At 60.4% G+C, this 24,765-nt stretch carries 21 protein-coding genes; 15 read left to right on the top strand and 6 right to left on the bottom strand.

Annotation, left to right across the window (positions count from 1 at the left end; genetic code table 11):
* Positions 1-107 precede the first annotated feature (107 nt).
* The 15 genes from NQL71_RS04700 (at position 108) to nuoN (ending at position 18,253) form a co-directional block, all read left to right on the top strand.
* The gene (locus NQL71_RS04700; protein ID WP_046817166.1) at positions 108-869 is read left to right on the top strand and encodes a secretin N-terminal domain-containing protein; all 762 of its coding nucleotides are present in this window, start codon (positions 108-110) and stop codon (positions 867-869) included.
* 476 nt (positions 870-1,345) lie between these two features.
* Positions 1,346-2,671 carry an isocitrate lyase gene (aceA, locus tag NQL71_RS04695; RefSeq protein WP_274642332.1) on the top strand — a complete coding sequence of 442 codons (1,326 nt, stop codon included), beginning with the start codon at positions 1,346-1,348 and terminating at the stop codon, positions 2,669-2,671.
* A 642-nt stretch (positions 2,672-3,313) separates the two neighbouring features.
* Complete coding sequence (locus NQL71_RS04685) at positions 3,314-3,727, top strand: NADH-quinone oxidoreductase subunit A (RefSeq protein WP_007905050.1); 414 nt, start codon at positions 3,314-3,316, stop codon at positions 3,725-3,727.
* 10 nt (positions 3,728-3,737) lie between these two features.
* Positions 3,738-4,412 carry a NuoB/complex I 20 kDa subunit family protein gene (locus NQL71_RS04680; RefSeq protein WP_008061991.1) on the top strand — a complete coding sequence of 225 codons (675 nt, stop codon included), beginning with the start codon at positions 3,738-3,740 and terminating at the stop codon, positions 4,410-4,412.
* A gap of 73 nt (positions 4,413-4,485) precedes the next feature.
* Positions 4,486-6,270, top strand: coding sequence for an NADH-quinone oxidoreductase subunit C/D (gene nuoC / locus NQL71_RS04675; protein WP_046817164.1), 1,785 nt, complete (start codon positions 4,486-4,488; stop codon positions 6,268-6,270).
* 2 nt (positions 6,271-6,272) lie between these two features.
* A complete protein-coding gene (gene nuoE, locus NQL71_RS04670; RefSeq protein WP_008053447.1) occupies positions 6,273-6,770 on the top strand; it encodes an NADH-quinone oxidoreductase subunit NuoE in 498 nt (165 codons plus the stop codon).
* Positions 6,767-8,122, top strand: coding sequence for an NADH-quinone oxidoreductase subunit NuoF (nuoF, locus tag NQL71_RS04665; protein WP_046817163.1), 1,356 nt, complete (start codon positions 6,767-6,769; stop codon positions 8,120-8,122). Before nuoE ends, nuoF begins: the two co-directional genes overlap by 4 nt.
* 137 nt (positions 8,123-8,259) lie before the next feature.
* Positions 8,260-10,974, top strand: a complete 2,715-nt coding sequence (gene nuoG / locus NQL71_RS04660; RefSeq protein ID WP_274642331.1) for an NADH-quinone oxidoreductase subunit NuoG — start codon at positions 8,260-8,262, stop codon at positions 10,972-10,974.
* The gene (nuoH, locus tag NQL71_RS04655; RefSeq protein WP_046817161.1) at positions 10,971-11,978 is read left to right on the top strand and encodes an NADH-quinone oxidoreductase subunit NuoH; all 1,008 of its coding nucleotides are present in this window, start codon (positions 10,971-10,973) and stop codon (positions 11,976-11,978) included. The genes nuoG and nuoH overlap by 4 nt, the downstream gene beginning before the upstream one ends.
* A 12-nt stretch (positions 11,979-11,990) precedes the next feature.
* A complete protein-coding gene (gene nuoI / locus NQL71_RS04650; RefSeq protein WP_007970449.1) occupies positions 11,991-12,536 on the top strand; it encodes an NADH-quinone oxidoreductase subunit NuoI in 546 nt (181 codons plus the stop codon).
* Positions 12,537-12,545: 9 nt separating this feature from the next.
* Positions 12,546-13,049, top strand: a complete 504-nt coding sequence (gene nuoJ, locus NQL71_RS04645) for an NADH-quinone oxidoreductase subunit J (protein WP_046817160.1) — start codon at positions 12,546-12,548, stop codon at positions 13,047-13,049.
* A gap of 2 nt (positions 13,050-13,051) precedes the next feature.
* Complete coding sequence (nuoK, locus tag NQL71_RS04640; RefSeq protein WP_007946416.1) at positions 13,052-13,360, top strand: NADH-quinone oxidoreductase subunit NuoK; 309 nt, start codon at positions 13,052-13,054, stop codon at positions 13,358-13,360.
* Positions 13,357-15,210: an NADH-quinone oxidoreductase subunit L gene (nuoL, locus tag NQL71_RS04635; protein ID WP_046817159.1), complete on the top strand. Its 1,854-nt coding sequence runs from the start codon at positions 13,357-13,359 to the stop codon at positions 15,208-15,210. The genes nuoK and nuoL overlap by 4 nt, the downstream gene beginning before the upstream one ends.
* Before the next feature lie 39 nt (positions 15,211-15,249).
* Positions 15,250-16,782 (top strand): NADH-quinone oxidoreductase subunit M, encoded by a 1,533-nt coding sequence (nuoM, locus tag NQL71_RS04630; RefSeq protein ID WP_046817158.1) that lies wholly within the window; start codon positions 15,250-15,252, stop codon positions 16,780-16,782.
* Positions 16,783-16,789: 7 nt separating this feature from the next.
* A complete protein-coding gene (gene nuoN / locus NQL71_RS04625) occupies positions 16,790-18,253 on the top strand; it encodes an NADH-quinone oxidoreductase subunit NuoN (RefSeq protein ID WP_046817157.1) in 1,464 nt (487 codons plus the stop codon).
* 221 nt (positions 18,254-18,474) lie between these two features.
* Here nuoN and NQL71_RS04620 read toward each other — a convergent pair whose 3' ends face one another.
* The 6 genes from NQL71_RS04620 to NQL71_RS04595 are packed head-to-tail and all read right to left on the bottom strand — an operon-like array spanning position 18,475 to position 24,428.
* The gene (locus tag NQL71_RS04620; protein ID WP_046817156.1) at positions 18,475-20,217 is read right to left on the bottom strand and encodes an ABC transporter substrate-binding protein; all 1,743 of its coding nucleotides are present in this window, start codon (positions 20,215-20,217) and stop codon (positions 18,475-18,477) included.
* Between the two features lie 47 nt (positions 20,218-20,264).
* Positions 20,265-20,537, bottom strand: coding sequence for a DUF2160 domain-containing protein (locus tag NQL71_RS04615; protein ID WP_008061969.1), 273 nt, complete (start codon positions 20,535-20,537; stop codon positions 20,265-20,267).
* 10 nt (positions 20,538-20,547) lie between these two features.
* On the bottom strand, positions 20,548-21,348 hold the full coding sequence (locus NQL71_RS04610) for a carbohydrate ABC transporter permease (RefSeq protein WP_008061967.1): 801 nt from the start codon (positions 21,346-21,348) through the stop codon (positions 20,548-20,550).
* 7 nt (positions 21,349-21,355) lie between these two features.
* Positions 21,356-22,222: a carbohydrate ABC transporter permease gene (locus tag NQL71_RS04605; protein ID WP_008061965.1), complete on the bottom strand. Its 867-nt coding sequence runs from the start codon at positions 22,220-22,222 to the stop codon at positions 21,356-21,358.
* Complete coding sequence (locus NQL71_RS04600; protein WP_077185925.1) at positions 22,219-23,334, bottom strand: ABC transporter ATP-binding protein; 1,116 nt, start codon at positions 23,332-23,334, stop codon at positions 22,219-22,221. Before NQL71_RS04600 ends, NQL71_RS04605 begins: the two co-directional genes overlap by 4 nt.
* The gene (locus tag NQL71_RS04595; protein ID WP_046817153.1) at positions 23,334-24,428 is read right to left on the bottom strand and encodes an ABC transporter ATP-binding protein; all 1,095 of its coding nucleotides are present in this window, start codon (positions 24,426-24,428) and stop codon (positions 23,334-23,336) included. Before NQL71_RS04595 ends, NQL71_RS04600 begins: the two co-directional genes overlap by 1 nt.
* Positions 24,429-24,765: the final 337 nt, after the last annotated feature.

The following is a 24,765-nucleotide window of genomic DNA, read 5'->3' as shown; positions in this document are numbered from 1 at the left end:
CCGACATCACACGATGCCGGGGCGTTTTGCTGTCCAGGATTCAACTTGCCCCCTCCCTGGCCGACAAACTGGCAATATCAAGCCCTTTGATTGCGGAGATAACGGATATGTCCCTACGCACCCTGCTCACCACATTGCTGGCGACCTGCAGTTTTTCGCTCATGGCCGCCACCGAAATCGTGCCGCTGAACTACCACACCAGCGCCGACATGTTGCCGGTGGCGCAGGATTTCATCGGTAAGGACGGCCAGGTCAGCGCCTACGGCAATCAGCTCATCGTCAACGCCGATCAGCGCAGGATCGACGAACTTAAAGCGCTGATCGGCCAGCTCGATACCGCACCCAAACGCCTGCTGATCACCGTCGACACCAACGAAAACAACGTTCAGGGCAATCAGGGTTATTCGGTCAATGGCGCCAAACCGAACCAGACCCGCATCATCAGCCATACCACCGACAGCCGTGACGGAGGCATCCAGCAAATCCAGGCCACTGACGGCATGCCAGCGCTGATCCAGGTGGGCCAAAGCGTGCCGTTGACCAGCAGCCAGACCGACGCCTACGGCGACCTGCGCACCCAGACCGAATACCGCAACGTCACCCAGGGTTTCTACGTCACCGCCAACGTCACCGGCGAGATCGTTCACCTGACTATCAGTACCAACCGTGACCGGTTGAGCCAGGAACGTCCCGATGTAGTGAACGTGCAAAGCACCGACACAACTGTCACCGGACGCCTGGGCGAGTGGATCCTGTTGGCCGGCGTCAATGGCCAGACCCAGGCCGACAAACAGGGCGTGGCCCGCAGCTACTCGACCCAGAGTCGCAACGACATGACCTTGCGGGTGAAAGTCGATACTTTGGACTAAAGCCTCGAAAACTGACTGACGAGTCGTATTAGACCAAAGATGTAGTGCCTTGAAAAAAGCACTACAAAACGTTTGACGAGGCAAAAAAGCGAAGGCATGATGGCCTCGCTCCCGCTAATCAGGGGCCCTGGCAAGGGCCTTCGAGGCGATGTTCGCACCTACCCCGCGAACCGCTTCGTGTCTGTACCGCCCACAAGGTGTGTTTGACGAGGTTGCCGACTGGAACGAAGTTGTCCCGAGGGACGGAAGCGTATTTAGGTAAACCCGGCATCACACTGAAGTTCGCACCAAGGCCCACGACGCCCGAATGCGCCCGCCAGTTCGCCCTTACCTGCTCACTTCCCCTCGAGCCCATCGTTCATCCCGTCGCCATCCCCGCCGAACCCGACTTGACCACCTAAGCTTCTGGTCAGCGAGCGCAGGAATTTTCCACCGCAGAACAACTTTTCATAAAGACGCGACGAGGTTTATCTCCCATGGCACTGACACGCGAACAGCAAATTGCAGCCCTCGAAAAAGACTGGGCTGAGAACCCGCGCTGGAAAGGCGTGACACGCACTTACTCCGCTGCTGACGTCGTCCGCCTGCGTGGCTCGGTTCAACCTGAGCACACCTTTGCAAAAATGGGCGCCGAGAAGCTGTGGAACCTGGTTACCCAGGGTGCCAAGCCAGCCTTCCGTCCTGAGAAAGATTTCGTCAACTGCATGGGCGCCCTGACCGGCGGCCAGGCTGTACAACAAGTCAAAGCCGGCATCCAGGCCATCTACCTGTCGGGCTGGCAAGTGGCTGCGGACAACAACTCCGCCGAATCGATGTACCCGGACCAGTCGCTGTACCCGGTTGACTCGGTACCGACCGTGGTCAAGCGCATCAACAACTCGTTCCGTCGCGCCGACCAGATCCAGTGGAAAGCCGGCAAGAACCCGGGCGACGATGACTACATCGACTACTTCGCGCCAATCGTGGCTGACGCCGAAGCCGGTTTCGGCGGCGTACTGAACGCCTACGAGCTGATGAAGAGCATGATCGAGGCAGGCGCCGCCGGCGTTCACTTCGAAGACCAGCTGGCTTCCGTGAAAAAATGCGGCCACATGGGCGGCAAGGTACTGGTTCCTACCCAGGAAGCCGTGCAGAAGCTGACCGCTGCCCGTCTGGCGGCCGACGTTGCCGGTACTCCGACCATCATCCTGGCCCGTACCGACGCCAACGCTGCTGACCTGCTGACGTCCGACTGCGACCCGTACGACCAGCCATTCGTGACTGGCGAACGCACCCAGGAGGGTTTCTACAAGGTTCGTGCTGGCCTGGACCAGGCTATCGCCCGCGGCCTGGCTTATGCTCCGTACGCCGACCTGATCTGGTGCGAAACCGCCAAGCCCGACCTGGACGAGGCTCGTCGCTTTGCCGAAGCGATCAAGAAGGAATACCCGGACCAACTGCTGTCGTACAACTGCTCGCCTTCCTTCAACTGGAAGAAAAACCTGGACGACGCGACCATCGCCAAGTTCCAGCGCGAACTGTCCGCCATGGGCTACAAGCACCAGTTCATCACCCTGGCCGGCATTCACAACATGTGGCACAGCATGTTCAACCTGGCGCACGACTACGCCCGCAACGACATGACTGCCTACGTGAAGCTGCAGGAGCAGGAATTCGCTGACGCCGCCAAGGGCTACACCTTCGTGGCTCACCAGCAGGAAGTGGGCACCGGCTACTTCGACGACATGACCACCGTGATCCAGGGTGGCTCGTCCTCGGTAACCGCACTGACCGGTTCGACCGAAGAAGAACAGTTCCACTGATCTGCTTCGCTTGAGACATCAGCCGCTGTGGGCCGTATAGAAAGCTAACCGCAGCGCTGCACCTCTGACGCCCCGACTGGTTCGGGGCGTTTTTTTTGCCTGCAATCCCCCAAACACCGCAAAACCCTGTGGGAGCGAGCCTGCTCGCGAAAGCGGTAGATCAGTCAGCAATGATGTTGGCTGACCCGCCGCTTTCGCGAGCAGGCTCGCTCCCGCAAGGGTCAGTGGTGAGGCAGGCAAAAACATTGATCCAGCACGGTATCCGCGTCAGAAAAATCCGCTAAAAGGAACACCACCACTACTTGCAGTAACGCGCAAATAAGACAACTTCCCCACCCAAAACCCACTAAACAGTTTAAAAACCACTACAAACAATATTGATTATCATTTAGCCAAAACCATGTTCGTTACATTCCTTACAAAACATAATTCCCGAAATGCCGGCTAATGCCCGCAACGCAAGGGCTACGGCGCTTTTACCCCTCGCTATGTCCTTATTCCTATAAATAATTTCGCTATAGGAATTTTACTTGCTGGGTGTTTAGCCATAAAATCAGCGGGATTGATTGCTGCGACATATCGTCACTGCTTTGTTACTTTTTCAAGCTCAGAGACCTTTGCTCTCTGTTAAGGATTACCAGCATGCCCGAAGCGACAGGACTCATGGCCCACAACTGGGGCTTTGCCATTTTCCTTCTAGGCGTCGGCGGCCTCTGTGCCTTCATGCTCGGTGTTTCCAGCCTACTCGGGTCAAAAGCCTGGGGCCGCAGCAAAAACGAACCGTTCGAGTCCGGCATGCTACCTACAGGTGGCGCCCGCTTGCGGCTCTCAGCCAAATTCTATCTGGTCGCGATGCTGTTCGTGATCTTCGATATCGAAGCCCTCTTTCTCTTTGCATGGTCTGTGTCCGTCCGCGAAAGCGGCTGGACCGGATTCGTCGAAGCTCTCGTTTTCATAGCAATTCTGTTGGCAGGTCTTGTCTACCTATTCCGAGTGGGCGCCCTTGACTGGGCTCCGGAAGCTCGGCGCAAGCGGCAAGCGAAGCTGAAACAATGAGGCTTTGGCAATGCAATACAATCTCACCAGGATCGACCCCGATGCTCCTAACGAGCAGTATCCGATTGGCCAGCGGGAAACCGTTTCCGATCCGTTAGAAGATCAAGTCCACAAAAACATCTTCATGGGCAAGCTCGAAGACGTGCTTAACGGCACGATCAACTGGGGGCGCAAGAACTCCCTGTGGCCGTATAACTTCGGTCTTTCGTGCTGCTACGTGGAAATGACCACCGCCTTCACGGCGCCCCACGACATCGCGCGCTTTGGCGCCGAGGTTATCCGGGCATCGCCGCGCCAGGCGGATTTCATGGTTATCGCCGGTACCTGCTTCATCAAGATGGCACCGATCATCCAGCGTCTCTACGAGCAAATGCTCGAACCCAAGTGGGTCATCTCCATGGGTTCGTGCGCCAACTCCGGTGGCATGTACGACATCTACTCCGTCGTTCAAGGGGTGGACAAGTTCCTGCCCGTGGACGTCTACGTGCCTGGCTGCCCACCCCGTCCTGAAGCTTTCCTGCAAGGTTTGATGCTGTTGCAGGAGTCGATTGGACAGGAGCGTCGTCCGCTTTCCTGGGTCGTTGGTGATCAAGGCGTATACCGCGCCGAGATGCCTTCGGAGAAGGATAAGCGCCGCGAACAGCGAATCGCAGTCACCAACCTGCGCAGCCCCGACGAAGTCTGATCCAGATCTGCTTCTTTAATAGAACGAGACACTGGCTTCATTCTTTACGTTGACCGAAAGCGATAAAATAACCATGACTACAGGCAGTGCTCTGTACATCCCGCCTTACAAGGCAGACGACCAGGATGTGGTCGTCGAACTGAACAATCGTTTTGGCCCGGAGGCGTTCACCGCCCAGCCTACCCGCACCGGCATGCCGGTGCTTTGGGTTGCCCGCGCCAAACTCGTCGAAGTCCTGACCTTCCTGCGCAACCTGCCCAAGCCGTACGTCATGCTCTATGACCTGCACGGCGTGGACGAGCGTCTGCGCACCAAGCGTCAAGGGCTGCCAAGCGGCGCCGACTTCACTGTGTTCTATCACTTGATGTCGATCGAACGTAATAGTGACGTAATGATCAAGGTCGCCTTGTCCGAGAGCGACCTCAGCCTGCCGACCGTCACCAGCATCTGGCCGAATGCCAACTGGTACGAGCGTGAAGTCTGGGACATGTACGGTATCGACTTCAAAGGCCACCCGCACCTGTCGCGCATCATGATGCCGCCGACCTGGGAAGGTCACCCGCTGCGCAAGGACTTCCCGGCCCGTGCCACCGAGTTCGACCCGTTCACCCTGAACCTGGCCAAGCAGCAGCTCGAGGAAGAGTCCGCGCGCTTCAAGCCGGAAGACTGGGGCATGAAGCGTTCCGGCCCGAACGAGGACTACATGTTCCTCAACCTCGGTCCGAACCACCCTTCGGCGCACGGTGCGTTCCGCATCATCCTGCAGCTCGACGGTGAAGAGATCGTCGACTGCGTTCCGGACATCGGCTACCACCACCGTGGCGCCGAGAAGATGGCCGAGCGCCAGTCCTGGCACAGTTTCATCCCGTACACCGACCGTATCGACTACCTCGGCGGTGTGATGAACAACCTGCCGTACGTGCTCTCGGTGGAGAAACTGGCCGGCATCAAGGTGCCGGAGAAGGTCGACGTCATCCGCATCATGATGGCCGAGTTCTTCCGGATCACCAGCCACCTGCTGTTCCTGGGTACCTACATCCAGGACGTCGGCGCCATGACCCCGGTGTTCTTCACCTTCACCGACCGCCAGAAGGCGTACACGGTGATCGAAGCCATCACCGGTTTCCGCCTGCACCCGGCCTGGTACCGCATCGGTGGCGTCGCCCACGACCTGCCGCGCGGCTGGGAAAAACTGGTCAAGGATTTCGTCGAGTGGATGCCCAAGCGCCTGGACGAATACCAGAAAGCCGCACTGGACAACAGCATCCTGCGTGGCCGGACCATCGGCGTCGCCGACTACAACACCAAGCAAGCCCTGGAATGGGGCGTCACCGGTGCCGGCCTGCGTGCCACCGGTTGCGACTTCGACCTGCGTAAAGCGCGTCCGTACTCGGGCTACGAGAACTTCGAGTTCGAAGTGCCGCTGGCCGCCAATGGCGATGCCTACGACCGTTGCATCGTGCGCGTCGAGGAGATGCGCCAGAGCATCCGGATCATCGACCAGTGCCTGCGCAACATGCCGGAAGGCCCGTACAAGGCGGATCACCCGCTGACTACGCCGCCACCGAAAGAGCGCACGCTGCAGCACATCGAAACCTTGATCACGCACTTCCTGCAAGTTTCGTGGGGCCCGGTCATGCCGGCCAACGAATCCTTCCAGATGATCGAAGCGACCAAGGGCATCAACAGTTATTACCTGACGAGCGATGGCGGCACCATGAGCTACCGCACCCGGATTCGTACCCCAAGCTTCCCGCACCTGCAGCAGATCCCTTCGGTGATCAAAGGCAGCATGGTCGCGGACTTGATCGCGTACCTGGGTAGTATCGATTTCGTTATGGCCGACGTGGACCGCTAAGCATGAACAGCACGCTTATCCAGACAGACCGTTTCACCTTGAGTGAAACCGAGCGCTCGGCCATCGAGCACGAGTTGCATCACTACGAAGACCCGCGCGCGGCGTCGATCGAAGCCCTGAAGATCGTCCAGAAGGAACGTGGCTGGGTGCCGGACGGCGCCCTGTACGCCATCGGCGAGATCCTCGGCATCCCGGCGAGCGACGTTGAAGGCGTGGCGACGTTCTACAGCCAGATCTTCCGTCAGCCTGTTGGCCGTCACATCATTCGCGTCTGCGACAGCATGGTCTGCTACATCGGCGGCCACGAGTCGGTGGTCAGCGAAATCCAGAGCAAACTCGGCATCGGCCTGGGTCAGACCACCACCGATGGTCGTTTCACCCTGCTGCCGGTCTGCTGCCTCGGCAACTGCGACAAGGCGCCGGCGTTGATGATCGACGACGACACTTTCGGGGATGTGCAGCCAGCAGGCGTTGCCAAATTGCTCGAGGGCTACGTATGACCCTGACTTCCTTCGGTCCAGCCAACCGCATCAAGCGTTCGGCCGAGACTCACCCGCTCACCTGGCGTCTGCGTGACGACGGCGAAGCCGTCTGGCTCGACGAATACCAGGCCAAGAACGGTTACGCGGCTGCACGCAAGGCCTTCGCCGACATGGCGCAGGACGACATCGTCCAGACCGTGAAAGACTCCGGCCTCAAAGGCCGCGGCGGTGCAGGCTTCCCCACGGGCGTGAAGTGGGGCCTGATGCCCAAGGACGAATCCATCAATATCCGCTACCTGCTGTGCAACGCGGATGAAATGGAGCCGAACACCTGGAAAGACCGCATGCTGATGGAGCAACTGCCCCATCTGCTGATCGAAGGCATGCTGATCAGCGCCCGCGCGCTGAAAACCTACCGTGGCTACATCTTCCTGCGTGGCGAATACACCACCGCCGCCAAGCACCTCAACCGTGCCGTGGAAGAAGCCAAGGCAGCAGGCCTTTTGGGCAAGAACATCCTGGGCTCGGGTTTTGATTTCGAGCTGTTCGTCCACACCGGCGCCGGGCGTTACATTTGCGGTGAAGAAACCGCACTGATCAACTCCCTCGAAGGCCGTCGCGCCAACCCGCGCTCCAAGCCGCCCTTCCCTGCCGCCGTGGGTGTGTGGGGCAAGCCGACTTGCGTGAACAACGTCGAGACCCTGTGCAACGTGCCGGCGATCATTGCCGACGGCGTGGATTGGTACAAATCCCTGGCTCGCGAAGGCAGCGAAGACATGGGCACCAAGCTCATGGGCTTCTCCGGCAAGGTCAAGAACCCGGGCCTGTGGGAACTGCCATTCGGCGTCACCGCTCGCGAGCTGTTCGAAGACTACGCTGGCGGCATGCGCGACGGTTACAAGCTCAAGGCCTGGCAACCAGGCGGTGCTGGTACCGGCTTCCTGTTGCCGGAGCACCTGGACGCACAAATGTACGCCGGCGGCATCGCCAAGGTGGGCACCCGTATGGGTACCGGCCTGGCCATGGCGGTGGACGACAGCGTCAACATGGTGTCCCTGCTGCGCAACATGGAGCAGTTCTTCGCCCGCGAATCCTGTGGCTTCTGCACCCCGTGCCGCGATGGCTTGCCATGGAGCGTCAAGCTCCTGATGGCCATCGAGAACGGTGAAGGCCAGCCCGGCGACATCGAGACCCTGCTGGGTCTGGTCGGCTTCCTCGGCCCAGGCAAGACCTTCTGTGCTCACGCACCGGGCGCCGTGGAGCCGTTGGGCAGCGCAATCAAATACTTCCGCCATGAGTTCGAAGCCGGTATCGCGCCTGTCAGCGCCGCCGTCCCGCCTCTGGCAAGGCCGATCGTAGTCGGCGCGTAAACGCTTAAAACAGGCGAAGGGTCCGTGCCCTTCGCTTTTCGTGCGATGACGCCTTTACCGGCTGTGTTGATTCGCGCGGATAACAAGATTCCATTAGCCACGCCCGCTGACACCGGGCCAACGAAGAACTTTGAACCATGGCCACTATCCACGTAGACGGCAAAGCGCTCGAAGTCGATGGGGCAGACAACCTGTTACAGGCATGTCTGTCTCTGGGCCTCGATATTCCGTATTTCTGCTGGCACCCTGCCCTTGGCAGCGTTGGCGCTTGCCGCCAGTGCGCGGTCAAGCAGTACACCGACGAGAACGACACCCGTGGTCGCATCGTCATGTCCTGCATGACCCCTGCTACCGACAACACCTGGATCTCCATCGACGATGAAGAATCCAAGGCCTTCCGCGCCAGTGTTGTCGAATGGCTGATGACCAACCACCCTCACGACTGCCCGGTCTGTGAAGAAGGCGGTCACTGCCACCTGCAAGACATGACGGTCATGACTGGCCACAACGAGCGCCGTTACCGCTTCACCAAGCGTACCCACCAGAACCAGCAACTGGGCCCGTTCATTTCCCACGAGATGAACCGCTGCATCGCTTGCTACCGCTGCGTGCGCTTCTATAAAGACTATGCTGGCGGCACCGACCTCGGCGTATTCGGCGCCCACGACAATGTGTACTTCGGTCGCGTTGAAGACGGCACCCTGGAAAGCGAGTTCTCCGGCAACCTCACCGAGGTCTGCCCGACCGGTGTGTTCACCGACAAGACTCACTCCGAGCGCTACAACCGTAAATGGGACATGCAGTTCTCGCCGAGCATCTGCCATGGCTGCTCCAGCGGTTGCAACATCTCCCCGGGCGAGCGCTACGGTGAACTGCGTCGTATCGAAAACCGTTTCAACGGTTCGGTAAACCAGTACTTCCTGTGCGACCGTGGCCGTTTCGGCTACGGCTACGTCAACCGCGAAGACCGTCCGCGCCAGCCACTGCTGGCCAATGGCGCCAAGCTGAGCCTGGACGAAGCGCTGGATAAAGCCGCCGACCTGCTGCGCGGTCGCAACATCGTCGGTATCGGTTCGCCCCGCGCCAGCCTCGAAAGCAACCACGCGTTGCGCGAACTGGTCGGCGCCGAGCACTTCTACTCCGGTATCGAAGCGTCCGAGCTGGAACGCATCCGCCTGGTCCTGCAGGTGCTCAAAGACAGCCCGCTGCCTGTGCCGAACATGCGCGACATCGAAGACCACGACGCCATCTTCGTCCTCGGCGAAGACCTGACCCAGACCGCCGCACGCATGGCCCTGTCCCTGCGTCAATCGGTCAAGGGCAAGGCCGAAGACATGGCCGACGCCATGCGCGTCCAGCCTTGGCTCGACGCCGCGGTGAAGAACATCGGCCAGCACGCGCTGAACCCTCTGTTCATCGCCAGCCTGGCTGAAACCAAGCTGGACGACATCGCCGAAGAATGCGTACATGCCGCTCCAGACGACCTGGCCCGCATCGGTTTCGCCGTGGCTCACGCCCTCGACGCCAGCGCGCCTGCCGTCGAAGGCCTGGACGCCGAAGCCCTCGAACTGGCCAAGCGCATCGCCGACGCCCTGCTCGCGGCCAAGCGTCCACTGATCATCGCCGGTACTTCCCTGGGCTCCAAAGCCTTGATCGAAGCCGCCGCGAACATCGCCAAAGCGTTGAAGCTGCGCGAGAAGAACGGTTCCATCAGCCTGATCGTGCCAGAGGCCAACAGCCTCGGCCTGGCCATGCTCGGAGGCGAATCGGTCGACGCCGCGCTGCAAGCCGTGATCGACGGTAAAGCCGACGCCATCGTCGTGCTGGAAAACGATCTGTACACCCGTACCGACAAAACCAAGGTCGATGCTGCCCTGAGCGCGACCAAAGTGCTCATCGTCGCCGACCATCAGAAGACCGCGACCAGCGATCGTGCGGACCTGGTCCTGCCAGCCGCCAGCTTCGCTGAAGGCGACGGTACCTTGGTCAGCCAGGAAGGCCGCGCCCAGCGCTTCTTCCAGGTCTTCGATCCGAAGTACATGGATGCCAGCATCCTGGTTCATGAAGGCTGGCGCTGGCTGCATGCCCTGCGCTCGACCCTGCTGAACCAGCCGATCGACTGGACCCAACTGGACCACGTCACCGCTGCCGTCGCTTCGAGCACACCGCAACTGAACCGCATCGTCGATGCCGCACCGTCCGCCGCGTTCCGCATCAAGGGCATGAAACTGGCCCGTGAACCGCTGCGTTACTCCGGTCGTACCGCCATGCGCGCTGACATCAGCGTGCACGAACCGCGTACCCCGCAGGACCAGGACACCGCGTTCGCCTTCTCCATGGAAGGCTACTCGGGTTCCGCCGAACCGCGTCAGCAAGTGCCATTCGCCTGGTCTCCGGGCTGGAACTCGCCGCAAGCCTGGAACAAGTTCCAGGACGAAGTCGGTGGTCACATCCGTGCTGGCGACCCGGGCACGCGCCTGATCGAAAGCAACGGTGACTCGCTGAACTGGTTCGCCAGTGTTCCGCGCGCGTTCAACCCGGCTCCCGGTACCTGGCAGGTCGTGCCGTTCTTCCACCTGTTCGGCAGCGAAGAGAACTCTTCGAAAGCCGCTCCGGTCCAGGAACGCATCCCGGCCGCCTACGTCGCACTGGCCAAATCCGAAGCCGATCGCCTGGGTGTCAACGACGGCGCCCTGCTCAGCCTGAACGTAGCCGGCCAGACCCTGCGTCTGCCGCTGCGCATCAACGAAGAGCTGGGTGCAGGTCTGGTGGCATTGCCTGCGGGCATCGCCGGCATTCCGCCAGCCATCTTTGGCAAATCCGTTGACGGTCTGCAGGAGGCAGCTCAATGACCTGGTTCACTCCTGAAGTGATCGACATCATCCTCGCGGTCCTCAAGGCCGTGGTGATCCTGCTTGCCGTGGTGGTCTGCGGCGCCCTGCTCAGCTGGGTGGAGCGTCGTTTGCTCGCCCTCTGGCAGGACCGTTACGGTCCGAACCGCGTTGGCCCGTTCGGCGCGTTCCAGATCGCTGCCGACATGATCAAGATGTTCTTCAAGGAAGACTGGACGCCTCCATTCGCCGACAAGATGATCTTCACCCTGGCACCGGTAGTCGCCATGAGCGCCCTGCTGATTGCCTTCGCGATCATCCCGATCACCCCGACCTGGGGCGTGGCGGACCTGAACATCGGCATCCTGTTCTTCTTCGCCATGGCCGGCCTGTCGGTCTATGCGGTGCTGTTCGCCGGCTGGTCGAGCAACAACAAGTTCGCCCTGCTGGGCAGCTTGCGGGCCTCGGCGCAGACCGTGTCGTACGAAGTGTTCATGGGCCTGTCGCTGATGGGCATCGTGATCCAGGTTGGCTCGTTCAACATGCGTGACATCGTTGACTACCAGGCGCAGAACCTCTGGTTCATCATTCCGCAGATCTTCGGTTTCCTGACCTTCTTCATCGCTGGCGTGGCCGTGACTCACCGTCACCCGTTCGACCAGCCGGAAGCGGAACAGGAACTGGCCGACGGTTACCACATTGAATATGCCGGCATGAAATGGGGCATGTTCTTCGTCGGCGAGTACATCGGCATCGTGTTGATTTCGGCGCTGCTGGTGACCTTGTTCTTCGGTGGCTGGCACGGTCCGTTCGGCATCCTGCCGCAGATCCCGTTCATCTGGTTCGCACTGAAAACCGCGTTCTTCATCATGATCTTCATCCTGCTGCGCGCTTCGATTCCGCGCCCACGGTATGACCAAGTGATGGATTTCAGCTGGAAGTTCTGCCTGCCGCTGACCCTCGTCAACATGCTGGTGACCGCTGCGCTCGTGTTGCTCAACACGCCCGCCGTCGCGGCTCAGTGAGGATAGAGAATCATGAAGTACATATTTGACATCGTGCATGGCTTCTACACCCAGCTTCGCAGCCTGGTGATGATTTTCGGCCACGCCTTCCGCAAGCGCGACACGCTGCAGTACCCGGAAGAACCGGTCTACCTGCCGCCGCGCTACCGTGGACGTATCGTCCTGACCCGCGACCCCGACGGCGAAGAGCGTTGTGTAGCCTGCAACCTGTGCGCCGTAGCGTGCCCGGTCGGTTGCATCTCGCTGCAGAAAGCTGAAACCGAAGACGGTCGCTGGTACCCGGACTTCTTCCGCATCAACTTCTCGCGCTGCATCTTCTGCGGCCTCTGCGAGGAAGCCTGCCCGACCACCGCGATCCAGCTCACGCCGGATTTCGAAATGGCCGAGTTCAAACGTCAGGACCTGGTTTACGAGAAAGAAGATCTGCTGATCTCCGGCCCCGGCAAAAACCCTGATTACAACTTCTATCGTGTTGCAGGTATGGCGATTGCCGGTAAGCCAAAAGGCTCCGCGCAGAACGAAGCCGAACCGATCAACGTGAAGAGCTTGCTGCCTTAAGGAAGAAAGATGGAATTCGCTTTCTATTTCGCATCGGGTATCGCGGTGGTGTCCACGCTTCGCGTGATCACCAACACCAACCCAGTGCACGCCCTGCTCTACCTGATCATTTCGCTGATCGCCGTGGCCATGACGTTCTTCGCCCTCGGCGCACCGTTTGCCGGTGTCCTGGAAGTGATTGCCTACGCTGGCGCCATCATGGTGCTGTTCGTGTTCGTGGTGATGATGCTGAACCTTGGCCCGGCCTCGGTTCAGCAGGAGCGCGTCTGGCTCAAGCCCGGTATCTGGCTCGGCCCGGTCGCACTCGGCGCCCTGCTGCTGGTTGAACTGCTGTACGTGCTGTTCGCCCACCAGAGCGGCCAGGCCGTCGGCCACACCACCGTAGACGCGAAGGCCGTGGGCATCAGCCTGTTCGGTCCTTATCTGCTGGTGGTCGAACTCGCCTCGATGCTGCTGCTCGCCGCAGCTGTCACGGCGTTCCACTTGGGCCGCAACGAAGCCAAGGAGCAATGACGATGCCTGCTATCCCCATGGAGCATGGTCTGGCGGTCGCCGGCATCCTGTTCTGCCTCGGTCTGGTCGGCCTGATGGTCCGCCGCAACATTCTCTTCGTGCTGATGAGCCTGGAGGTCATGATGAATGCCTCCGCCCTGGCGTTCATCGTTGCCGGTAGCCGCTGGGCGCAGCCGGATGGACAGATCATGTTCATCCTGGTGATCAGCCTGGCAGCCGCCGAGGCCAGTATCGGCCTGGCGATCCTGCTGCAACTGTATCGCCGCTTCCACACGCTCGATATCGACGCTGCCAGTGAGATGCGCGGATGAATCTTCTCTATCTGACTTTCGTATTCCCTCTCATAGGTTTCCTGCTGCTGTCGTTCTCCCGTGGACGCATCTCGGAAAACCTCGCCGCGCTGATTGGCGTCGGCTCCATCGGTCTGTCGGCGATCGTCACCGCCTACGTGATCTGGCAATTCAACGTCGCCCCGCCAGAAGGCGGCCACTACACCCAGGTGTTGTGGCAGTGGATGGCGGTGGAAGGCTTCACGCCGAACTTCGCGCTGTATCTGGACGGCCTGTCGGTCACCATGCTCGGCGTGGTCGTCGGCGTCGGCTTCCTGATCCACCTGTTCGCGTCCTGGTACATGCGCGGTGAAGCCGGTTACTCGCGCTTCTTCGCCTACACCAACCTGTTCATCGCCAGCATGCTGTTCCTGGTGCTGGGCGATAACCTGTTGTTCCTGTACTTCGGCTGGGAAGGCGTGGGCCTGTGCTCGTACCTGTTGATCGGCTTCTACTACAGCAACCGCAACAACGGTAACGCGGCGCTCAAGGCCTTCATCGTCACCCGTATCGGCGACGTGTTCATGGCCATCGGCCTGTTCATCCTGTTTGCCCAGCTGGGCACGCTGAATGTCCAGGAACTGCTGGTGCTGGCACCGCAGAAATTCCAGGCCGGCGATTTCTGGATGGTCATGGCCACCCTGATGCTGCTGGGCGGCGCTGTCGGTAAATCCGCGCAACTGCCGCTGCAAACCTGGCTGGCGGACGCGATGGCCGGTCCTACCCCGGTTTCGGCACTGATCCACGCCGCGACCATGGTGACCGCCGGTGTCTACCTGATCGCCCGTACCCATGGCCTGTTCACCCTGGCGCCGGAAATCCTGCACCTGGTGGGCCTGGTGGGCGGTGTGACCCTGGTTCTCGCAGGTTTCGCCGCACTGGTTCAGACCGACATCAAGCGTATCCTCGCCTACTCGACCATGAGCCAGATCGGCTACATGTTCCTGGCCCTGGGCGTCGGTGCCTGGGATGGCGCGATCTTCCACCTGATGACCCACGCCTTCTTCAAGGCCCTGCTGTTCCTTGCCTCCGGTGCGGTGATCGTTGCCTGCCACCACGAGCAGAACATCTTCAAGATGGGCGGCCTGTGGAAGAAACTGCCACTGGCCTACGCCAGCTTCATCGTCGGCGGTGCGGCCCTGGCGGCCCTGCCTCTGGTGACCGCGGGCTTCTACTCCAAGGACGAAATCCTCTGGGAAGCCTTCGCCAGCGGCAATCACGGTCTGCTTTACGCAGGTCTGGTCGGCGCATTCATGACCTCGCTGTACACCTTCCGTCTGATCTTCATCACGTTCCACGGTGAAGCGAAGACCGAAGCCCATGCCGGTCACGGCATTGCCCACTGGCTGCCACTGTCGGTGCTGATCGTATTGTCCACCGCCATTGGCGCGATGATCGTTCCGCCACTGCATGGTGTACTGCCGGAAAGCGTCGGCCATGCCGGCGGCGAAGCCAAGCACAGCCTGGAGATCGCCTCGGGCGCCATCGCCCTGTCCGGTATCCTGCTGGCCGCGCTGCTGTTCCTCGGCAAGCGTCGTTTCGTCACCGCCATCGCCAACAGCGGCATTGGCCGTTTCCTCTCGGCCTGGTGGTTCGCTGCCTGGGGCTTCGACTGGATCTACGACAAACTGTTCGTCAAGCCATACCTGGCGATCAGCCACATCCTGCGCAAAGACCCGCTCGACCAGACCATCGGTCTGATCCCGCGCATGGCCAAAGGCGGTCACACCGCCCTGAGCCGTACCGAGACCGGTCAACTGCGTTGGTACGCCGCCTCGATGGCTGCTGGTGCCGTGCTGGTCATCGGCGCCGTCGTGCTGGTAGCGGTCTGATATGAACCTTGCGAATTTGCGAAAGGAAACGAACCCGTCATGATTCTGCCTTGGCTAATCCTGATCCCCTTCATCGGCGGCCTGCTGTGCTGGATGGGCGAGCGCTTCGGCGCCACCCTCCCCCGCTGGATTGCGCTGATCACCATGTCCCTGTTGCTCGCTCTAGGCCTCTGGCTGTGGGCCAACGGTGATTATTCATTGGCACCAAAGCCTGGCGCCGACCCAACCTGGGCGCTTGAGTTCAAGCACGTCTGGATCGAACGCTTCGGCATCAACGTGCACCTGGCCCTCGACGGCCTGTCGCTGTTGATGATCATGCTGACCGGTCTGCTGGGTGTGCTCTCGGTACTCTGCTCGTGGAAAGAGATCCAGCGTCACGTTGGCTTCTTCCACCTGAACCTGATGTGGATCCTGGGCGGTGTCGTTGGCGTGTTCCTCGCCCTCGACCTGTTCATGTTCTTCTTCTTCTGGGAAATGATGCTGGTGCCGATGTACTTCCTCATCGCGCTCTGGGGTCACAGTTCTTCGGACGGCAAGAAAACCCGGATCTACGCGGCGACCAAGTTCTTCATCTTCACTCAGGCTTCCGGCCTGATCATGCTGGTGGCGATCCTCGGTCTGGTCCTGGTCAACTTCAACGACACCGGCGTGATTACCTTCAACTACGCCGACCTGTTGAAGACCAAGATGTCGATGACCACCGAGTACATCCTGATGCTCGGCTTCTTCATCGCCTTCGCGGTCAAGCTGCCAGTCGTGCCGTTCCACTCCTGGTTGCCTGACGCTCACGCCCAGGCGCCGACCGCAGGTTCCGTCGACCTCGCCGGTATCTTGCTGAAAACCGCGGCCTACGGCCTGCTGCGTTTCGCCCTGCCGCTGTTCCCGAATGCCTCGGCCGAGTTCGCGCCGATCGCCATGGCCCTGGGTCTGATCGGGATTTTCTACGGTGCGTTCCTGGCGTTCGCGCAAACCGACATCAAGCGTCTGATTGCCTTCTCGTCCGTTTCCCACATGGGCTTCGTACTGATCGGCATCTACTCCGGCAGCCAACTGGCGCTGCAGGGCGCGGTGATGCAGATGCTGGCGCACGGCCTGTCGGCGGCGGCACTCTTTATCCTCAGTGGCCAGCTGTACGAGCGCACCCACACCCGCGACATGCGTGAAATGGGTGGCCTGTGGTCGAAGATCGCCTACCTGCCGGCCCTCAGCCTGTTCTTCGCAGCCGCTTCCCTGGGCTTGCCGGGTACCGGTAACTTCGTCGGCGAGTTCCTGATCCTGATCGGCACCTTCCCGATCGCTCCATGGGTCACCATCATCGCCACCACCGGCCTGGTATTCGGTTCTGTGTACTCGTTGATCATGATCCACCGTGCCTACTTCGGTCCGGCCAAATCGGACGCGGTACTGCATGGCATGGACGGTCGCGAAATGATCATGGTGGTCGGCCTGGCAGCACTGCTGATCTACATCGGCGTGTACCCGCAACCGTTCCTCGATACCTCTGCCGCGACGATGCATGGCGTGCAGCAGTGGCTCGGCACCGCCTTCACTCAACTCGCTTCGGCCCGGTAAGAGCGCTATGGAATTCACGACTCAACACTTTATCGCGCTAGCGCCGTTGTTGATCACCAGCGCCACGATCATCGTGGTGATGCTGGCGATTGCCTGGCGCCGCAACCACTCCCAGACCTTCCTACTGTCCGTGGCGGGTCTGAACCTGGCACTGCTGTCGATCCTCCCAGCTCTTAAAGTCGCGCCTCTGGCGGTGACTCCACTGCTGCAGATCGACACCTTCGCCTGCCTGTACATGGCGCTGATCCTGGTCGCCACCCTCGCCTGTGTGACCCTCGCCCACGCCTACCTCGGCGATGGCGGTTCGGGTTACCCGGGCAACCGTGAAGAACTGTACCTGCTGATCCTGATGGCCGCCGCCGGTGGCCTGGTACTGGTCAGCGCGCAGCACCTGGCCGGCTTGTTCGTCGGCCTGGAACTGCTGTCGGTGCCGGTCTACGGCCTGGTGGCCTATGCCTTCTTCAACAAGCGCTCGCTGGAAGCCGGCATCAAGTACATGGTGCTCTCGGCTGCCGGTTCCGCGTTCCTGTTATTCGGCATGGCCCTGCTCTACGCCGACGCCGGCTCCCTGAGTTTCACCGGCATCGGCCAGGCCCTGGCGGCCACCGGCATGCCAAGCTCCCTGGCACAACTGGGCCTGGGCATGATGCTGATCGGCCTGGCGTTCAAGCTGTCGCTGGTACCGTTCCACCTGTGGACCCCGGACGTGTACGAAGGTGCTCCGGCACCGGTTGCCGCGTTCCTCGCCACCGCTTCGAAAGTGGCAGTGTTCGCGGTGATGGTGCGTCTGTTCCAGATCTCCCCTGCTGCAAGCAGCGGCGTGCTGAGCAACGTGCTGACCATCATCGCCATCGCGTCGATCCTGTTCGGTAACCTGCTGGCCCTGACCCAGAGCAACCTCAAGCGTCTGCTGGGTTACTCGTCCATCGCCCACTTCGGTTACCTGCTGATCGCCCTGGTGGCGAGCAAGGGCCTGGCCGTGGAAGCCATCGGCGTGTACCTGGTCACCTACGTGATCACCAGCCTCGGCGCGTTCGGCGTGATCACCCTGATGTCCTCGCCGTACAACGGTCGTGACGCCGATGCCCTGTACGAATACCGCGGCCTGTTCTGGCGCCGTCCGTACCTGACCGCCGTACTGACCGTGATGATGCTGTCCCTGGCCGGTATCCCGCTGACCGCGGGCTTCATCGGCAAGTTCTACATCATCGCCACCGGCGTGCAGTCGCAACAATGGTGGCTGGTCGGCTCCCTGGTACTGGGCAGCGCCATCGGCGTGTTCTACTACCTGCGTGTGATGGTCACTTTGTACCTGATCGAACCGAACCTGCGTCGTCACGATGCGCAACTGCATTGGGAGCAACGTGCGGGCGGCGTGATGTTGCTGGCTATCGCCGTACTGGCGTTCTTCCTTGGGCTGTATCCACAGCCGTTGTTGAGCCTGGTCCAGCAATCGGGCCTGGCGGGTTGATCGCTTAAGCTTCATGCGGTAGAAAACAGAAACGGCACCTTCGGGTGCCGTTTTTTGTGGCGAGGGAGCAGGCTCGCTCCCACAGGGGATATTGTGTGGACACAAAAATCACGAGCACCGCCGATCTAATGTGGGAGCGAGCCTGCTCGCGATAGCGGTGGGACAGGCACCAACAAAAACGGCACCTTCCGGTGCCGTTCGCCTTTCACAACTTCAGCGCTTTACTTACGCGCCGCCTCCCACGATTTCAGCAGCTCGGCATAACTCACGGTCTCGCCCTGAGGCTTCTCGTTCGCCAATTTCGGTTTCGGTGCACCCGGTTGATCGAACCAGTATTGCGCATCGCGCTCCGGGTTCATTTTCGGGGCGCAGGTGGCTTGGGCCTTCGAACGCTCCAGACGGGTCATGATCGCGTCCTGATCCTTGGCCAGGCCATCCAGCGCCTGTTGCGGGGTTTTCTCGCCGCTCGCCGCTTCGGCGATGTGGCTCCACCACAACTGCGCCAGACGCGGATAATCAGGCACGTTGGTCCCCGTCGGAGTCCATTGCACGCGGGCCGGGCTGCGATAGAACTCAACCAGGCCACCGAGTTTCGGTGCCAGGTCGGTCATGGCTTGCGAGTTGATGTCCGACTCGCGGATCGGGGTCAGGCCGACGATGGTTTTCTTCAGCGAGACGGTTTTCGAAGTCACGAACTGCGCGTACAGCCAGGCCGCGAGTTTCTGTTTCTCAGGCGTGGACTTCATGAACGTCCAGGAGCCCACGTCCTGGTAGCCCAGCTTCATGCCCTCTTCCCAGTACGGCCCGCGCGGTGAAGGCGCCATGCGCCATTTCGGCGTGCCGTCGGCGTTCATCACCGCCAGCCCCGGCTTGGTCATGTCGGCAGTGAACGCGGTGTACCAGAAGATCTGCTGGGCGATGTTGCCCTGGGACGGCACGGGACCTGATTCGGAGAAAGTCATGCCCGCCGCTTCCGGTGGCGCGTACTTCTTCAGCCAGTCGACGTATTTGGTGGTGGCGAACACCGCCGCCGGGCCGTTGGTGTCGCCACCGCGGGTGACGCTGGAACCTACCGGGTGGCAATCCTCCACCCGGATGCCCCACTCGTCCACCGGCAAGCCGTTGGGGATGCCCTTGTCGCCGCCACCGGCCATGGAGAACCAGGCATCGGTGAAGCGCCAGCCCAGGGACGGGTCTTTCTTGCCGTAGTCCATGTGCCCGTAGACACGCTTGCCGTCGATTTCCTTGACGTCTTCGCTGAAGAATTTGGCAATGTCTTCATAGGCCGACCAGTTCACCGGTACACCCAACTCGTAGCCGTACTTTTCCTTGAACTTGGCCTTGAGGTCCGCACGCTCGAACCAGTCGGCGCGGAACCAGTACAGGTTGGCAAACTGCTGGTCCGGCAATTGATAGATCTTGCCGTCCGGCGCGGTGGTGAAGGAGATGCCGATGAAATCCTTGATATCGAGGGTCGGCGAGGTGAAGTTCTTGCCCTCGTTGGCCATCAGGTCGGTGATCGATTCGGTCTTGCCGTACCGGAAGTGCGTACCGATCAGGTCCGAGTCGTTGACCCAGCCGTCATAGATGTTCTTGTCCGATTGCATCTGGGTCTGCAGCTTTTCCACCACGTCGCCTTCCTGCAGCAGGTCGTGGGTCAGCTTGATCCCGGTGATTTCGGTAAAGGCCTTGGCCAGCACCTTGGACTCGTATTCGTGGGTGGCGATGGTTTCCGACACCACCTTGATGCTCATGCCGCGAAACGGCTCCGCCGCCTTGATGAACCACTTCAGCTCTTCGAGCTGCTGATCGGCCGTCAGGGTCGAGGGTTTGAACTCGCTGCCGATCCATTTCTTCGCAGCGTCTTCATAGGCATCGGCCCAGGCAGACGCGCTCAAACCGCTGAGTGCCAGCAGGGCTGCCAATGAAATGCTATGTCGCAGCTTATTGTTTTTGTCGAACATAGAGACCTCCTGTTTAAGTTTCGGAGCAACATTGCCGAGCAATTCGACTAGCCCCAACGCATCACAGCCAACAGCCACACCAGGGACATCGCGAAGGCGACCCAGATGCTCCAGTCGGTTACGCCGATGACCAGCAAATGCAGGTAGGCGCTACCGAGAAGACCGATGAACAACCGATCGCCACGGGTGGTGGCAATCGGCAAAAAGCCTCGCCTGAGAATGCTCGGCGAACGTAACTCCCAGGTCGTCATGCCCACCAGGATCAAGGCAATGACGCTGAAGAACGCCGCCGTGGGGACGGTCCAACTCATCCATTCCATCATCAGCTCCTCATACCCGGCCCAGGGCAAAGCCCTTGGCCACGTGGTTGCGCACAAACCAGATCACCAGCATGCCGGGCAGGATGGTCAACACCCCCGCCGCTGCCAGCACGCCCCAGTCGATACCCGACGCCGAGACCGTGCGGGTCATCACCGCCGCAATGGGCTTGGCGTTCACCGAAGTCAGGGTTCGCGCCAGCAGCAGTTCGACCCAGGAAAACATGAAACAGAAAAACGCCGTGACGCCGATGCCGGAGCCGATCAACGGGATGAAAATCTTCACGAAGAACTTGGGAAAACTGTAGCCATCGATGTAGGCGGTTTCGTCGATTTCCTTGGGCACGCCAGACATGAAGCCTTCGAGAATCCACACCGCCAGCGGCACGTTGAACAGGCAGTGCGCCAGGGCCACCGCGATGTGGGTGTCGAACAGGCCGATCGATGAATACAGCTGGAAGAACGGCAACAGGAACACCGCTGGCGGTGCCATGCGGTTGGTCAGCAGCCAGAAGAACAGGTGCTTGTCGCCAAGGAAGCGGTAGCGCGAGAACGCATAGGCGGCCGGCAATGCCACGGTCAGGGAGATGATCGTGTTCAGGCTCACGTAGTACGCCGAGTTGATGTAGCCGGTGTACCAGCTCGGATCGGTGAAGATCACCTTGTAGTTGGCCAGGGTGAAATCCTGTGGGAAAAGCGTCAGGCCGCCGAGGATTTCGCTGTTGCTCTTGAAGGACATGTTCAGCAGCCAGTAGATCGGCACCAGCAGGAACAGGATGTAGATCAGCAGTGGAACAAGCTTTCTCATGCTCATGATGGCCTCAACGGTTGGCGTCAGAGTGAGTCATGGCGGTATAGAACAGCCAGGACACCAACAGGATGATCAGGAAGTACACCAGCGAGAACGCCGCGGCCGGCCCCAGGTCGAACTGCCCGATCGCCATCTGCGTCAGGGTCTGGCTGAGGAAGGTGGTGGCGTTGCCCGGCCCGCCGCCGGTCAGTACGAACGGCTCGGTGTAGATCATGAAGCTGTCCATGAAGCGCAGCATCACGGCGATCAACAGCACGCTCTTGAGCTTGGGCAACTGGATATGGCGGAACACCGCCCAGGCTGATGCACGATCGATCCGCGCCGCCTGGTAGTACACGTCCGGTATCGCCCGCAAGCCGGAGAAGCACAAGAGCGCCACCAGCGAGGTCCAGTGCCAGACGTCCATCACCAGCACGGTGACCCAGGCGTCCATGGTGTTCGCCGCATAGTTGTAGTTGACGCCCATGGCCTTGAGACTGGCCCCCAGCAGGCCGATGTCGGCCCGGCCGAAGATCTGCCAGATGGTGCCGACCACGTTCCACGGGATCAGCAATGGAATCGCCAGGATGATCAGCACTACCGACGACCAGCGCCCCTTGGTCGGCATGGTCAGGGCAATGGCGATGCCCAGGGGGATTTCGATCAACAGCACGCAAGCCGAGTAGATGAACTGGCGCAGCAGCGAGTCGTGCAGGCGCGGGTCGAGCAGCACTTGCTTGTACCAGTCGGCACCGACGAAGTAGCGGCTGGACTGGTCGAAAATATCCTGCACCGAGTAATTGACCACGGTCATCATCGGGATTACCGCACTGAACGCCACCAGCAGGAACACCGGCAGCACCAGCCACCAGGCCTTGTTGTTCTGCACCTTGTTCATGGCTGCACCTCAATGCCGGCTTGGGTTTCCAGGAGAAAGTCGTCGGCATAGACCATCAGCCACTGCGCCGGAAAGCTGATATACGCCGTGCCCTCGGGCACCGGTTTGTCTTCGGCCAGGCGCACTTTCAGCGGCACGCCGTCGAGGTTCAGGGTCAGGATCTTGTAGGTGCCGAGGTCTTCGACGTGTACGACTTGTGCCCGCAGCGCTTCATCAAAGGGCTCGTCCCAGACGTGTATGAACTCTGGACGAATGCCGACCTTCAGGGTTTTCCACGTCGATTCGGCGATGCGTTTCTGCATGGCTTCAGACAGTGGTAAATGGGTCGAAGCGAAACCGACACCACCGGGTTGCGGCTGCACCTCGATCAGGTTCATGCCCGGACTGCCGATGAAGTAGCCGACAAAGGTATGGGTCGGCCGTTCGAACAATTCCCGCGGCGTGCCGAACTGGACGATCTGCCCGCCGTACATCACCGCGATCTTGTCGGCGAAGGTCGAGGCCTCCAGTTGATCGTGGGTGACGTAGACCATGGTGATGTTGAATTGCTCGTGAATCTGCTTGAGCTTGCGCCGCAGCTTCCACTTCAGGTGCGGGTCGATCACCGTCAGCGGCTCGTCGAAGAGGATTGCCGAGACGTCATCGCGCACCAGCCCACGGCCCATGGAGACTTTCTGTTTTTCGTCGGCGGTGAGGTTGCTGGCTTTTTTGCTCAGCAGTTTCTGCAGGTCGAGTACTTCGGCAATTTCCTGCACCTTGGTGTGAATCTTCGCCTCGGCCATGCCTTGGTTACGCAATGGAAAGGCCAGGTTGTCGAACACCGTCATGGTGTCGTAGACCACCGGAAACTGGAAAACCTGGGCGATGTTGCGTTTTTCCGGGGTCAGGTTGTTGACCGCCTTGCCATCGAACAGCACATGGCCCTGGGACGGGCTGAGCAACCCGGAAATGATGTTGAGCAAGGTCGATTTGCCGCAGCCCGACGGGCCGAGCAAGGCGTAGGCGCCGCCCTGCTCCCAGATGTGGTCCATCTGGCGGATCGCGTAATCCTCGGGCCCTGTCGGCGTGCTGGTGTAACTGTGGGCGAGGTTCTGCAAACGGATTTCGGCCATCAGGCAACCCTCGCGACGCGCCGCCCGGGCGCTTGGACCAGCCGCCCCTGCGCATCGAACACGAACAGTTTATGGGTCGGGATGTAGATGCGGATCGGCGCATCGACGTCGTATTCGTGAACGCCGGGCAAGTGCAGCACCAGCAGGAAATGCTCGTTGCGCACGTGCAGGAAGGTTTCCGAGCCGCTGATTTCCGCGACTTCAACGGTCACTGCCAACTCCAGGTCATCATCGTTGCTGGGTACCAGCGAGATATGGCTGGGGCGCACCCCAAAGCGAAACTCGCCCTCGCCCACCGGGCGCAAATCGACGTTGAGCGGGAAGTGCACGAAATTGGCGAAGCTCACTTCGTTGCCGGCAATGCGACCCGGCATCAGGTTGATCGGCGGTTCGGAGAACAACTCGGCTGCCAGCACGGTCTGCGGCTGGTGGTAGACCTCGGAGGACTGGCCGCTCTGGATCACCCGGCCCTCATGCAAAATGGTGGTGGTGCCGCCCAGGGCCAGGGCTTCGTTGGGCTCGGTGGTGGCGTAGATGGCAATGGTGTGGCGCGCCTTGAACAGCTCGCGCATTTCCTGGCGCAGCTCTTCGCGCAATTTGTAGTCGAGGTTGACCAGCGGCTCATCGAACAGGATCAGCTCGGCATCCTTGACCAGCGCCCGGGCCATGGCCGTGCGCTGCTGCTGGCCACCGGACAGTTCCAGGGGATAACGCTGCAGGAATTTCTCGATGCGCAGCATCTTCGCGGTTTCCAGCACCTTGCTCTGGATCTGTTCATTGGAGACACCGGCCTGGCGCAAGGGCGAGGCGATGTTCTCGAAGACGGTCATGGTCGGGTAATTGATGAACTGCTGATAGACCATCGACACATTGCGCAGGCGCACCGGGCGCTGGGTGACATCGACGCCATTCATCAGGATGCGGCCGGTGTCGGGCTTATCCAGCCCGGCCATCAGGCGCATGAGACTGGTCTTGCCGGACAGCGTGCGCCCGAGCAAGACGTTGAAGGATCCGGGTTCGAAACGCAGGCACGCATCGTCGATCCAGGTCTGGCCCTCGACGGTACGGCTGACATGCTCCAGGGTTAATGACATGGCTCGGCCTTTTTTATTTTTGGAGTCAAGCGATCTGAGCGATAGAGCGACTTTCGTGCCAGAAATCACAAGCGGCTGATTCAGCTCGAAAATTCTGAAAATCACCGGGACAGTGCGTTCGTTGCTGAACACAAATGAACAATCGGAAATGAACAATTGAACAGTTCACCGATTGACAATGAACAATAGTGAACAACACTCTATGGACTGTTCACGGCCCCTGTAGGAGCCCGGCTTGCCGGCGATGGCGTCATCGATATCGCCATCGCCGGCAAGCCGGGCTACTACAGGTATGTGGCGTGTGTGAAACACCATAAGAACAATAAAAGCTTGCCCA

Source organism: Pseudomonas serbica, assembly GCF_028823535.1.
Taxonomy (GTDB): domain Bacteria; phylum Pseudomonadota; class Gammaproteobacteria; order Pseudomonadales; family Pseudomonadaceae; genus Aquipseudomonas; species Aquipseudomonas serbica.
This window is presented reverse-complemented; position numbering and strand designations above follow the sequence as displayed.